12 protein-coding genes are annotated in these 13,302 nt (G+C 56.0%); 10 read left to right on the forward strand and 2 right to left on the reverse strand.

What is annotated here, in order from left to right; translation table 11 throughout:
• The first annotated feature begins 33 nt into the window (after positions 1 to 33).
• The 7 genes from HYU99_09535 to HYU99_09565 all read left to right on the forward strand — a co-directional run bounded on the left by HYU99_09535 (position 34) and on the right by HYU99_09565 (position 9,701).
• Positions 34 to 1,422, forward strand: a complete 1,389-nt coding sequence (locus HYU99_09535; GenBank protein MBI2340587.1) for a UDP-N-acetylmuramate--L-alanine ligase — start codon at positions 34 to 36, stop codon at positions 1,420 to 1,422.
• Positions 1,419 to 2,450: a UDP-N-acetylmuramate dehydrogenase gene (murB, locus tag HYU99_09540; protein ID MBI2340588.1), complete on the forward strand. Its 1,032-nt coding sequence runs from the start codon at positions 1,419 to 1,421 to the stop codon at positions 2,448 to 2,450. The genes HYU99_09535 and murB overlap by 4 nt, the downstream gene beginning before the upstream one ends.
• Positions 2,447 to 3,355, forward strand: a complete 909-nt coding sequence (locus HYU99_09545; GenBank protein ID MBI2340589.1) for a D-alanine--D-alanine ligase — start codon at positions 2,447 to 2,449, stop codon at positions 3,353 to 3,355. The genes murB and HYU99_09545 overlap by 4 nt, the downstream gene beginning before the upstream one ends.
• Positions 3,356 to 3,470: 115 nt before the next feature.
• Complete coding sequence (locus HYU99_09550) at positions 3,471 to 4,301, forward strand: FtsQ-type POTRA domain-containing protein (GenBank protein ID MBI2340590.1); 831 nt, start codon at positions 3,471 to 3,473, stop codon at positions 4,299 to 4,301.
• Positions 4,302 to 4,313: 12 nt separating this feature from the next.
• Entirely contained in the window at positions 4,314 to 5,540 is a 1,227-nt protein-coding gene (ftsA, locus tag HYU99_09555) for a cell division protein FtsA (protein MBI2340591.1), read from the forward strand.
• Between the two features lie 181 nt (positions 5,541 to 5,721).
• Positions 5,722 to 7,257, forward strand: coding sequence for a cell division protein FtsZ (gene ftsZ / locus HYU99_09560; protein MBI2340592.1), 1,536 nt, complete (start codon positions 5,722 to 5,724; stop codon positions 7,255 to 7,257).
• Positions 7,257 to 9,701 carry a DNA translocase FtsK 4TM domain-containing protein gene (locus HYU99_09565; protein MBI2340593.1) on the forward strand — a complete coding sequence of 815 codons (2,445 nt, stop codon included), beginning with the start codon at positions 7,257 to 7,259 and terminating at the stop codon, positions 9,699 to 9,701. Before ftsZ ends, HYU99_09565 begins: the two co-directional genes overlap by 1 nt.
• A 14-nt stretch (positions 9,702 to 9,715) precedes the next feature.
• Here the strand turns inward: HYU99_09565 and HYU99_09570 are convergent, their stop codons facing one another.
• Entirely contained in the window at positions 9,716 to 10,324 is a 609-nt protein-coding gene (locus HYU99_09570; GenBank protein ID MBI2340594.1) for a hypothetical protein, read from the reverse strand.
• 194 nt (positions 10,325 to 10,518) lie between these two features.
• Positions 10,519 to 11,805: a hypothetical protein gene (locus tag HYU99_09575; GenBank protein MBI2340595.1), complete on the reverse strand. Its 1,287-nt coding sequence runs from the start codon at positions 11,803 to 11,805 to the stop codon at positions 10,519 to 10,521.
• Between the two features lie 219 nt (positions 11,806 to 12,024).
• Here HYU99_09575 and HYU99_09580 point away from each other — a divergent pair, with 219 nt between their 5' ends.
• Genes HYU99_09580 through HYU99_09590 form a run of 3 tightly spaced genes read left to right on the forward strand, consistent with a single transcriptional unit; the run spans position 12,025 to position 13,187 of the window.
• Positions 12,025 to 12,351 (forward strand): type II toxin-antitoxin system MqsR family toxin, encoded by a 327-nt coding sequence (locus HYU99_09580; protein ID MBI2340596.1) that lies wholly within the window; start codon positions 12,025 to 12,027, stop codon positions 12,349 to 12,351.
• Complete coding sequence (locus HYU99_09585) at positions 12,338 to 12,790, forward strand: type II toxin-antitoxin system MqsA family antitoxin (GenBank protein MBI2340597.1); 453 nt, start codon at positions 12,338 to 12,340, stop codon at positions 12,788 to 12,790. Before HYU99_09580 ends, HYU99_09585 begins: the two co-directional genes overlap by 14 nt.
• Positions 12,780 to 13,187 carry a YraN family protein gene (locus tag HYU99_09590; protein ID MBI2340598.1) on the forward strand — a complete coding sequence of 136 codons (408 nt, stop codon included), beginning with the start codon at positions 12,780 to 12,782 and terminating at the stop codon, positions 13,185 to 13,187. The genes HYU99_09585 and HYU99_09590 overlap by 11 nt, the downstream gene beginning before the upstream one ends.
• Positions 13,188 to 13,302 lie beyond the last annotated feature (115 nt).

Here is a 13,302-nt window from a genome sequence, read left to right on the forward strand (position 1 = left end):
TATCCCTAAAGGGCCTTCGGGGCCCCAAGTATAATGTATAAAAAACACAAAATTCATTTCGTCGGAATCGGCGGCGTCGGCATGAGCGGAATCGCCGAGGTTCTACTTAACCTCGGTTATCCGGTCAGCGGTTCGGACCTCAAGGGCTCCGGCGTCACGCGGCGTCTCAAAAAAAGGGGGGCGGCCATCCGCATCGGCCATCGGCGCGAAAATCTGGATTCGGCCGAGGTGGTTGTCGTCAGTTCGGCCATAAGGCAAGGGAACCCGGAGGTCATGGCCGCGGAAGAACGAAAAATTCCGATCATCCAGCGGGCCGAGATGCTCGCGGAGCTGATGCGGTTTTCCAAATTCGGCGTCGCGGTGGCCGGGACGCACGGAAAAACGACAACCACATCGCTGGTGGCGAGCGTTCTCTACAATGGCGGATGCGATCCCACGATGATCATCGGCGGGCGGGTCAACAGCTTCAAGTCGAACGCCCGTCTGGGGCGGGGCGATTTCATGGTGGCCGAGGCGGACGAGTCGGACGGCTCGTTTTTGAAATTGTCCCCCACCATCGCCGTTATCACCGGCATCGACCGCGAACATATGGATTTTTACTCCGACTTCAACCGGGTGCAGGAGGCCTTTCTTCAATTTGCGCGAAAGGTCCCCTTTTACGGCGCCGTCATCTGTTGCCGGGACCATCCGGTTGTGCGGCAGTTGATTCCAAAGATCGACAAGAGGGTGGTCACCTACGGGCTTGCCGAAGGGGCCGATTTTGAGGCGAAAAATATTTTGCGGCAGAAGGGGCATACCTCCTATGATTTGTGCGTTTATGGGAAAAAAATCGGCGGGATCGAACTGAATCTCATGGGAAGGCACAACGTGCTTAATTCACTGGCCGCCATAGCCGTTGCTTTTGAACTCGACATTCCGTTCAAGAAAATCCATCAGGCCCTTAAGTCGTTTAGCGGCATCGAACGCCGGTGCCAGGTGCTTTTGAAAAACGGCTCCATCACGGTCCTGGACGATTACGGTCATCATCCCGAAGAGATCAAGGTCACGCTGGAGGCGATCCGCGAGGCCTATCCGGGACGCCGGCTTGTGACCCTCTTTCAGCCGCACCGCTACACGCGGACAAAGGACCTCTTTGACGATTTCACGCAGGCGTTCGATCGGGTGGATTGTCTGATGGTGACCGACATCTATCCCGCGAGCGAGGAGCCGATCGCGGGGGTGTCCGCGCAAAGTTTGGCCGAGGCCATCAGGAGAAAAAAAGGGGGAGAGGTGGTTTATCTTCCCAAAGATAAAAAAATTGCGGATGAGATCGTGAAGGCGATTCAGCCGGGGGATCTGTTCGTGTCGCTGGGGGCGGGGGATGTGACAAAGATTGGAAAGGAATGCGCGAGGCGGTTGAAAGGGTTTGGAACCAGACAATGAATGAACCCATAACAGACTGGAAAGAGGCAATCCTCAAAAAATGGAACAAGGACAAGCCGCCAGGCGGCAAGTCCGCCGTCGTCATTAAAGACGCCGTGCGTGACCGGCTCGCCCGCGAATTCAAGGGCGAAGTCCTCACCAAGGAGCCGATGAGCCGTCACACCAGCATCCGGATCGGCGGACCGGCCGATGCCTTTCTTGTCCCCTCCGGTCTGGACGATCTTATCGCCGCTCTTCGAATCGCGCGGGAGGAAAATATCCCCTTCACGATGCTGGGCGCCGGAAGCAACACACTGGTCAAAGACGGCGGTATCCGCGGTTTTGTCGCAGTGCTCGGCAAGTTTTTTGCTGAACTGCAAGTGGCCTGGGAGTCGGAGATAGAAGCTGACGTGGCAGTGGGGGCGGGGGTCGGCATCACCGCCTTTGTGAATTTCACCAGAGATTTGTCCCTCACCGGCGCCGAACCGCTGGTGGGGATCCCCGGCACCATCGGCGGGGCGATTGTGATGAATGCCGGGGCGCGGGGGCGCGAAATCAAGGATATTGTCCGCGAGATCACTGTTCTGACCAGGGAGATGGAGACGGTAAAAATCCCGCGCGAAAAACTGGAATTTGAATACCGGAATCTGAAAATTCCCCGAACCCATATCGTCATTGGAGGCCTGTTCCGCCTGCACAAGGGGAAGGCCAAAGAGATCGCCGAAAGTGTGCGGAATTATCAGAAAAAAAGGGTCGAAACGCAGCCGCTCCAATTCCCGAATTTGGGCTCGGTTTTTAAAAACCCCCCGCCCCACAAAAAAAGGGGGGTGCAACTTTATGCGGCCCGATTGATCGATGAGGCGGGTCTGAAAAATGTGCGCGTGGGGGGAGCCCGCATTTCGGAAAAACATGCGAACTTCATCATTAATGAGAACAATGCAAGGGCGCAGGATGTGATCATTCTCATCGGCCTCATTAAAGACAGGATCAGGGAGACAACCGGGGTTGTTTTGGAGACGGAGGTGAAGATTGTGGGAGAAGATTCATGAAAGTTGCCGTTCTCATGGGAGGGTTATCCAAAGAGCGGGAGATATCGCTCCGTTCCGGAAGAGCGGTTGCCGGCGCCCTTCGCAAAAAGGGGCACGAGGTGATCGAGATTGACGCGGACGCCCAGGTGATCGACAAACTCCAGAGGGCAAAACCGGAGGCTGTATTCATCGCGCTTCATGGGAAATTCGGCGAGGACGGAACGATTCAGGGGATTCTGGAATGGATACGGATTCCCTACACCGGCCCGTCGCTTTTAACCTCGGCCATCTGTTTTGACAAGCGGACGACGAAGGAATTTGTGGCGGCAAAGGGGATTTTAACGCCGCCGTTCGAGGTTTACCGGGAAGGTGAAAACCTTGATGGATGGCTTGCAAAATTCAAAGGGGATTTCCCCTGCGTGGTGAAACCGAATACCGAAGGCTCCACCATCGGTATCTCGCGCGTCACACGGACGGGTGACCTGAAAAAAGCGATGGAGGAGGCATTGAAATTTGACCGGGTGATCCTCGTGGAAAAGATGATTGAAGGGCGGGAGATCACCGTCGGCGTCCACCGCGGAAAAGCCCTCCCCATTGTGGAGGTTGTGCCGAAAAGCGGTTTTTATGACTACGAGGCCAAATACACCAAAGGGATGACCGAATATATTGTCCCCGCAAAACTGCCGGACCAGACGGTCCAAACAGTTCTCGGGGCGAGCGAGGAGATATATCGGGTGTTGCAGTGCGAAGGGGCGGTGCGTATCGACTATATGCTGGACAAAAACGGGGAGCCTTATTTTCTGGAGATGAACACCATCCCCGGAATGACCGAGACATCGCTCCTCCCCAAGGCGGCTGTCTGCATGGGAAAGTCGTTTGAGGATTTGTGCGACGAGATTCTGGAAGATGCGCGATTGAAATTGTAAAGCGAGGCATCCGGCTTTGCCGGTGCCGAGCGGGGTTTGGCCCGCCACGAAGTATTGGCGGGCGAAATCCAACAACGCGAGTAGCATCACCCGGGCCGAAAGGGCCCCAAGTGTAATGTTTTTTAGGCGAAAATTCCAAAACCTGAAAACAACCAAACGCCCGCGCCTCTACCGGATGCGGCGGGCCCTGCTTGACTGGTTTTTGTTCGCGGGCCAACTGCTCGTAATCGGCGGCCTGCTGTGTGGAGCCTGGTATTTTCTGGTCAGATCGGACACCTTCACGCTCAAAGAGATGGAATTGTCCGGCCCATTTGACCACACAACGCGCAAGGCGGTGGAAAGGCTGGCCGAGGCGCCGTATGGAAAAAATCTTTTTACGGTGAATCTTTCCCGGTTGGAGAAAAATATCCGCCGTCATCCCTGGGTGAAAAGGGTGGAGGTGCGGCGCGTTCTGCCGGACAAAATCCGGATTCATCTGGAAGAATACACACCTGTGGCCCTGTTTGACGCGGGGAGTTTGTATCTGGTGAGCCGCGAAGGGAAGATTTTCAAAAAACTGCGTCCCGGCGAAGTCGGGCCGAGCCGGCCCGGCGGCCAGACCCTGGCTGGCGGATCTTTTCCGGTGATCAGCGGGTTTGATTCCGAGCGGCTGAAAAAATTTCCATCGTACTACGGGGCGCACGTGGAAGAGGCCTTTTTGTTTCTCAACCGTTTTTTGCTTCTTCCGGCGACGCAGACTTTCGGCGTCAAAGAGGTGCACTACGACGTGACGGAGGGAATCACCGTGACGACGGCAAAGGGGAGGAGTGAAATTTATTTTGGTCGTGGAGACTACGAGGAAAAGCTTGACCGGTGGCGGAAATTCGCCGCCGCAGAGGGGGAGGGAGATACGCCCTACAAGCGCATCGATCTCCATGTGGAGGGAAAAATTTTCGCACGACTGTAAAGGAGACAACACATGGCGCGTAAAGACAATCTCGTTGTCGGGCTGGATATCGGCACCACCAAGGTGTGCGCGATTGTGGGGGAGACGACCCACGACGGCATCGACATCATCGGCATCGGTTCCCACCCCTCCCGCGGTTTGAGAAAAGGGGTGGTGGTGAACATCGAGGCGACGGTGGAATCGATCAAAAAGGCCATCGAAGAGGCCGAGCTGATGGCCGGTTGCGACATCACGTCAGTCTATGCCGGAATCTCTGGAGGCCACATCAAGGGGATCAACAGCCACGGGATTGTCGCCGTGAAAAACAAGGAGGTCTCCCAAAACGACATCAACCGCGTCATCGACGCGGCGCAGGCAGTGGCCATTCCCCTGGACCGCGAGGTGATTCACGTGATTCCGCAGGAGTTTATCGTCGATGACCAGGACGGCATCCGCGAACCGCTCGGCATGTCCGGCGTCCGGCTCGAGGCAAAAGTCCACATCATCTCCGCCGCCGTCACCTCGGCGCAAAACATCGTCAAGTGCGCCAACCGTTGCGGGTTGAACGTCAACGACATCGTGCTGGAACCGCTGGCCTCAAGCGAGGCGGTTCTCTCGTCCGACGAAAAGGAACTGGGGGTGGTGCTGGTCGATATCGGCGGCGGGACAACCGATATCGTCATCTTTTCCGAAGGGGGGATTGTTTTTACCTCGGTGATCACCCTCGGCGGAAACCACGTTACCCAGGATATCGCCGTCGGCTTGAGAACCCCGGCGGCCGAGGCTGAAAAAATCAAGCAAAAATACGGGTGCAGTCTGACCTCGATGGTCCGTCAGGAAGAAACCATCGAAGTCCCCTCGGTGGGGGGCCGAAAGCCGCGGATTTTGTCCCGCCAGATTCTGGCCGAAATCATCGAGCCGCGAGTGGAGGAGATTTTTTCCCTTGTCCGTCAGGAGGTGATCCGCTCCGGTTATGAAGAGATGATCGCCTCGGGAGTGGTCTTGACCGGCGGCGCCACCATCCTCGAAGGGATGCCGGAACTCGCCGAACAGGTCTTTGACTTTCCCGTCCGCCGGGGCGCCCCGCGCGGCATCGGCGGACTGGTGGATGTGGTGCGAAGCCCGATGTATTCCACTGGCGTCGGCCTCGTGATGTATGGTAGCCGGTCCATGCAGGAATCGAATTTCAAGGTCCGCGACGACAATGTCTACCAAAAGGTGATGGACCGGATGAAAAACTGGATCGGGGAGATGTTTTGAAAAAGATGACAGCATATCGAGAACAAAGAGAGTCCCCTTGTCTTCGCAATTTTCGTAAGCCGCCCGGAGCTGGATTGTTTCGCCGGCAGATGTGGCCGGCGGGAACGAAAATTGCTTCGTCAAAAGGACTCTCTTTGTTCTCCAGGAATCACCCGAGCCGTTACTAAATAAGGAGGGTCCCATGTTCGAATTCGAGGAAAACCTGGCGCATACGGCGAAAATCAAGGTGGTTGGCGCTGGCGGCGGCGGGGGCAACGCCGTCAAGACGATGATCCGCGCCAAAATGGACAGCGTGGAATTTATCGCGGCCAACACCGATGTGCAGGCGCTTCAGGCCAACGAGGCGATGGTGAAGATCCAGCTGGGGGCCAAACTGACAAAGGGGCTGGGGGCCGGCTCCAACCCCGAAGTGGGGCGAAACGCGGCGCTCGAAGACATCCGGGCCATTCAGGAGGCGCTTGCCGGGGCCGATCTTGTTTTTATCACGGCCGGAATGGGAGGAGGAACCGGCACCGGCGGCGCCCCCATCATCGCACGCGTGGCCAAAGAAGTGGGCGCGCTCACCGTCGGGGTTGTCACCAAACCGTTTACCTTTGAAGGACGAAAAAGGCTCCGTCAGGCGGAAACCGGGATCGATGAATTAAAGCGCGAGGTCGATACCCTCATCACCATCCCCAACGAGCGCCTCCTGACGGTTGCCGGCAAAGAAACGCCGATGCTCGATGCCTTCAAGATGGCCGACAATATTCTTCTGCAGGCCGTTCGCGGCATTTCGGATCTCATCACCATCCCCGGCCTCATCAACCTCGACTTCGCCGACGTGCGCACCGTGATGCGCGAGACCGGCATGGCCCTCATGGGAACCGGCTCGGCGCGCGGCGAAAACCGGGCGCTCGAGGCGGCCAAGTCGGCCATTTCCTCCCCGCTCCTGGAAAATGTCTCCATCTCCGGCGCCACCGGCATTCTTTTGAACATCACCGGAAGCTCGGGCATGACCCTTTTTGAGGTGAACGAGGCCTCCAAGCTGATCCAGGAAGAGGCGCACGAGGAGGCGAACATTATTTTCGGCGCAGTGGTGGACGACCGGATGCAGGACGAAATCCGCGTGACAGTGATCGCCACCGGATTCGCCCGCGAGGAGAAGAAGCCGGAGCCCGGCTGGCGAACCGAAATCCGTTCCGAGGAACGAAACCCCTATGGGGCAAACCCCAACGGGGCCACCCCCTATGTGGTTAAAGGGGCAACCCAGCGCCCCATAGCGGGGCGGCTGGTTGAGTCTCCTTCCGCCAGCCGGGCTCCGGCGCCCGCGCGTGTCCCGATGACAACGGCGGGAAAGGGGGCCATGCCGGCCGCAAATCCCACATCCTCTTTCTTACGACCGGAGCCTGGCTGGCCCGTGGGGGGTGGGCGGCCGGAACCCCACCTAAGCCCCGTCGGAGCGACGCATGACGACCCAAGGCCGGCTCGAAGGGTCCCTTCGCCTGGTTTGTCGGGTTCAACCCCGTCCGGTCTCACCGCGCCGGGGGCCTCCTTTCGCGATACGGCCGGGCCGCTGATGACCGAGGCCCCCTTTGGGCGCGAAAATACGGCGAAGAAAAAAGAATTTCGCGACACCGACGCCTCCGAGCTTAAAAAAATCGCCTCCGAGATCGGCATTACCGACATGGGGGACGAAGAATACGATGTACCGGCGTTTATTCGCCGGCGTGCGGATTGATGAAGACAAATAAAGACCTTTCCCCATTCATGCGCGAGGTTCTGGCCATCCTTTTTCTGGCCGTCGGCGTTTTTTTGTATCTTTGCCTCCTCTCCTACGACCCGATGGATCCCTCGCTGGCCACGCTGGCGCGGGGGAGGGAAATCCAAAACTGGGGGGGGATTGTCGGCTCCTATTTGGCCGATCTTTTGTTTTTCCTCTTTGGGGCCGGATCGTATTTTCTTGGCTTCTTTTTTTTCCTTGCCGCTGTTCTTTTATTCGCGGGATACCGCACACGCCTTAAAATTCACGAGGCGGCCCTTTACCTGATATTTGTCGTTTTTATCTCCATCCTTTTCCAGCTCCGCGCGGAGACAATCGCCTTCGGCGAGGCAAAACTCGACGCGGGGGGATTGATCGGCGGCGGGCTGGCCCGCTTGGCTCTTTCCTGGCTGGGGCGCCCCGGCGCCTGGCTTCTGGTGATCTTCGGGTCATTGATTACATTCGTCTGGGCCACGCGCGTCTCTTTAAAGCAACTGTTTGTCTGGACGCGGGCGTTGGCCGTGCCCGCTGTCCGCTTTGCAGTACAGAAAGCGGTCATCTATTATGCCCGTTCCGCAAAGGCGGTCTCCGCCTGGATGGAAAAAAGGAGGAAGAAGGAGGCGTCCGCCGTTGAAGTAAAAATCAACCGCCAGCCGGGCTCCGGCCGCCAGCCGGGCTCCGGCCGGCAGAGCACCCCCTTTAGCAGGCAGAGTCCGGTTCCTTCTTTTGTCAAATCCCAGAACGTCCAGAATATCGCCCCAAAAAAGCCGGAGGGTGCGGCTGTCTCGCCGGCGGTCTCCGAAACCCTTTCCTCCCTTCTTCCGCCGGAACCTCCTGGCGCCGGGCCGAGGATCCTCGACCGCATCGACAAAAAACGGGCGCGGTTCCCATTTCCCCAACTGGAACTGGAACATCTGACCGCCGGCTATCAGCTCCCCCCTCTCTCGCTCCTCGATTCCGACTCCAAACAGGAGGCGGTGGTGGACGAAGAAAGTTTGAAAATGCAGGCCCGTCTGCTGGAAAAAAAGCTTTTGGATTTTTCCATCGAGGGGCATGTCACCGAGATCCATCCCGGCCCCGTGATCACGATGTTCGAATTCGCCCCCGCCCCCGGCGTGAAGCTCTCGCGCATTGCGAACCTCGTGGACGATCTGTCGCTGGCCATGGGGGGGCGCCCTGTCCGGATTGTCGCGCCCCTTCCCAACAAGCCGGCGGTCGGGATTGAAATTCCCAATAATGTCCGCGAGACGGTATGGCTCAAGGATGTCATTGCCGACGAAAAATTCCAGAAGAACGATTCAAGGCTCGCCTTTGCCCTCGGAAAAGACATCGAGGGGATTCCCTACGTTTCCGACCTGACCCGGATGCCGCATCTCCTTGTCGCCGGGGCGACCGGGGCGGGAAAATCGGTTTCCATCAATTCGATGATTGTCTCCATCCTGTACAAGACAACCCCGGAGGAGGTCCGCCTCATCCTGGTCGATCCCAAGATGCTGGAACTTTCGCTCTACGAGGGAATTCCCCATCTGCTTCTTCCCGTGGTCACGGAGCCGAAGAAGGCGGCGTTGGCCCTCCGGTGGGCGGTCCGCGAGATGGAGCGGCGCTACAAGCTTTTGGCCGACATCAACGCGAGGAACATCGTCAACTACAACAAAAAGATCGAAAAAGGGGATTATCAGAGCAAGCAATCCGAGCTGGCCAAAGCGAATCCCGAGGCGGCAAACGCCCTTCCGGCGGATGACCTCGTTTCGCATGGCGGAAAGATTCCGTATATCGTCATCTTGATCGACGAGCTGGCCGATCTGATGATGGTCTCCTCGCGCGAGGTGGAGGAGTCGATTACCCGTCTGGCACAGATGGCCCGCGCGGCGGGCATTCACCTGATTCTTGCTACGCAGAGGCCGTCGGTGGATGTGCTGACCGGCATCATCAAGGCCAACTTTCCCGCCCGCATATCCTTTAAGGTTTCCTCCAAGCACGACTCGCGGACGATCCTCGACACGGTCGGCTCGGAGCATCTTTTGGGGAACGGCGACATGCTTTTTGTCCCCCCCGGCGCCTCAAAGATGATCCGGGTCCATGGCGCCCTAGTGACTGAATCGGAGATCCAGCGGATCGTGGAATTTTTGAAGAAGCAGGCGAAGCCGATTTATGACGAGTCGATTTTAAAGCCGCTTGAAACCGAGGCGGAACTCGACGCGGACGAGGGGATGGAGGAGTCGGACGCCATGTACGATCAGGCGGTGGCCATCGTGGCCGAAACGCGGCAGGCCTCAATCAGTATGATCCAGCGAAAACTGCGGGTCGGCTACAACCGCGCCGCGCGGATGATCGAAAAGATGGAAGTGGACGGAATCGTCAGCCCCCCCTCCGGCGCCGGCCATCGGCAGGTGCTGGTCTCCTCCTTCGGGGCGCCGCAGTAGCCGACAAACCTCTTTTATTCTGTTCGCCGCAGAATATAGGCGCTATGTCCAAACATGTGGAAAAAACCACTGGGAAGGATACTTGGGCCATGGACCGTGTTGAAATAAAGGACTTCTTCAAAAGTACGCGGAATGCCCTGTGCCTCGCGAATGTAACTATCCGGTGCGTCGACAATATAGTTTATTCGCTTGGACCCCACTTGTCCCATTTCAGTAACGGCAATAATTCCTCCCCGTTTGACGAGTCTGGCTGATGTTTCAAATGCTTCATCAATGAGGGCAGAGGCTATTACCAAATCAGCTTCGGGTAAGGTTGTCCCTTCGGCAACATCAATGATGGTAAGGCGATCTAAGTGAGGATGATCGCTGAACCGTTCTTCAATTTCGGTTTTTTTCGGTCCATTTGCCGCTTTCAGATAACTAAAATTTTCCACGGCGATAACCTGGTACCCGGCATCCAGGAAAACCTTTATCGTGGCGGTTTCGTCACCAAAACCGACAATGGCGACTTTTGTTTGGGCAGGGTCACGAAATTCTCTTTCTGACTGAAGTCCACTGTGTAGCATCGTATCCAAAAACAAAAGGGCACGATCTTTTTCCGGATGTTTGGCGACGTCAATCAAACGGGATAAATTGGATAAGAGTTGAGGTGGGCTCTGCGATGCCGAAGTCCGTGTGGCGGTTTCCGCCGAAGACGCCGCCTTTCGGGCCTCAACCTTAAACACATAGGGCCATTTTGCTGGATCAAGGTAGTATGAAGGGGGCGCCATCTCCCGGGGGAAAACGGGCGTGTCGGTTTCTTCAGCGAAAAGGTCCGCTATACTTCCCCATTGGTCACCAGTTCCGTGCGTGGCGACATTTCCGGAAACACGGCATCATCGGTGTAGAGGGCTGTTTCCATCCGATCGGCGACAGGCGAGAGGCGGTTGCAATAATCCATGGCCCATTCCAACACCTCGGTGTAGATGGTGATCTTCCCGCCGGGGGCAAGGAGGTTGTAGTAGAGGGGAAGTTCCTTGTTTCGGAAGGTCATCCGCGGGATAGGTTCGTGAAACCAGGAGGCCAGGTCCGCGTTGTGTTCAGCCCTTCGGCGGTTGAAATCATCCGAACCCTCGGGCGCCACGAAGAGAAGTTCATCGATGGCCTGTTGGTTCTCCAAGCCTTGGAGCGCCGGCCAAGCGTTTCCCCGATGCAAGAAAATATTTTTTGGAAGACTTTGGCTGTCCGCTTCCTCGATCTTCGGATCGGGATCGATCCCGAAATAAACGATATCAGGATTTTTCTCGGCAAGTAATCGGAGATGGTTTGCCTCGGCCCCGCAACCGATTTCCACGACCACCCGCTTTCCTTCTCCTTTTGCCTTGAGAATCCTCTCTTGGAGACCGGCGGCGTCAAGAAAGGGGGATTCAGTCGTGTCTATTTCAGCGGCAGGATTGTTGCCCGACGCGGAAGATGCCTTGAATGCGTAACTTTCAACCGGGTTTTCAAACGCATCAAGGTCTTCCAGCGTTAGTCCGTTTTCTTCGAGGTATTTTTCAATCTGCCACCGAATCCACCCATCCGATTGCTTCAGCCGTTTTCCGTCGGCCTCAATCCACCGGATCGCCCGCCGGTGTTTTTCCATCTCACTCCATTTTTTCCAGGCCTCGTAATCGGGGACACCGACGGCCTCAATGTCCGTCCGATAGACTTCCGGCGCCGGTTCAACCGGCTTTTCACGGCTTGGCCGATCCGATTCCATGAAGATGAGCGCCAGCGGCGAGAAACGGACCAATGTTGTTGCCAGTCGAAGCGCCCCCATCAATAAACCCTCACCGGCAACAATCTCGGCGCCGCCTGCGGCGGTGGCTCCCCCTTCGAGTATTGCCGCCTCTGTTCCCCATGTGACAGATGCGCTTTCGAGGGCGGTGGGGGTGGCCAGACGCGTGACTGTTTGAACCGATTGTCGCACGGCAACCGCACCGCCCAAAGCCAGTGAGGCCTTGTAGTTATCGTTCGGATCAGCTGACAACAAAGAGGAAGGAGTGGCAGCGATTTCGGTGGAGGGGTCCTCCGGCCAAAGTCCTGAATCGCTCGCGAGTAGTAAAGGCCAAATAAACATCATTCTATTTATCGGCAATAATTAGCATTTGTTGCTAATTATCCCATTCCTTTTCGGACGCCGTCCGATTTTCGGACGGTTTCATTCGAACTGACAAAGACTTGTTTTTATAACCAATTGAAATTATTAAATTAATTTTGTTTCCGCTTTTGGCATCCTCTTTGCTTATCTAAAAGCCGCATTGACAGAGTAGTACTTTAAAAGTACCATTAGGAGGATGCCTTGGACAGGAATCAACCTTATTACAGTTTGGCGAAAATCAAATCGCTGATTCAACGAGGCTTGTATCGCATCAGTAACGCCGCATTTTATGGTGCCCGTCTTCTTGGCTTAAACGATGAAGAAGCGGTAGTGAATGTTATTGTGAAACTTCAGGGCAAGGATTTTTATAAGTCAATGGAGTCACACCGGTTTTCCGGGACATGGCAGGATGTCTACCGACCGTTAATTTCGGGTCGGATGGCCTACGTTAAGTTGCAAATATCGGCCGAAAAAGAGGCAGTGATCATTCAATTTAAAGCGAAGGATTTTCCCAATGAAGGCATTTAAATCAAAACTGAAAACAAAAATAGATGATATTTGTCCTCTTTGCGGGAAAAAGGGAAAGGTCTCAATAAAAATAATCACCGATCGGATTCCCTACAAAAAGACGCATTTGCTGGTGGAGGATACCGTATTATGCGTTTGCGGTTATTGCGGTGAAGGCTATTACACTCCGGAACAGTTCCGTGCGCATTCCCGCCAAGCGAATATTGCCGTAAAAAAACACGAGCATCTCCTTTTAGGAGAAGAAATCATCCGTATCCGCCAAAAAACCGGCCTCCCCCAGCAAAAACTGGCGCGCAGGTTGGGCCTAAGCGTCAAAAGTTTTGCCAAATGGGAATCGAACCAGGATGTGCAAAGCGTCCAGATGGACAACCTCTTGAGGGCCATCGACCGCGACCCCACGCTGGTCGATTATCTGGCCGCCTTCCGCAATGCCGCATAACGATCCTCTCAAATCCCTCACTCCCCTTCGCGCGACCGGGGATGAAGGGGAAGACAGCGCCGCGCGGTATTTAAAGAAGAACGGTTTCAAGATTATCGAACGGAATTTTTCATGCCGCGTCGGTGAGCTCGACATTATCGCCGAAAAAAAGGGGGAACTCCATTTTATCGAGGTGAAAACCCGCCGGACGCTCGGCTTCGGCGATCCGCTGGAGGCCATCACCCCCTGGAAGCAAAAACGGATATCCCAAACCGCCAAATATTATCTGCTCAAAAACGCGAAGTGGAACAATCGCCCCAAATGCTTTTCGGTGATGAGCATCTACGACCCCGGTAACGACGACGCGCAGATCGAATTCATCCCCAACGCCTTCGAGGTGTGGGGGGATTATTATTAAAATAGAACTTTACACCCCCGCGGGCCCGTTATAATTCCCCCTTCCATGATTCGGTTTTTTGCTCTTATTTTGGGGCTGTTGCTCCCGATTGCCGGGCACGCCGCCGACGCCGAAC

It is taken from the genome of Deltaproteobacteria bacterium (assembly GCA_016183175.1).
GTDB lineage: Bacteria > UBA10199 > UBA10199 > UBA10199 > SBBF01 > JACPFC01.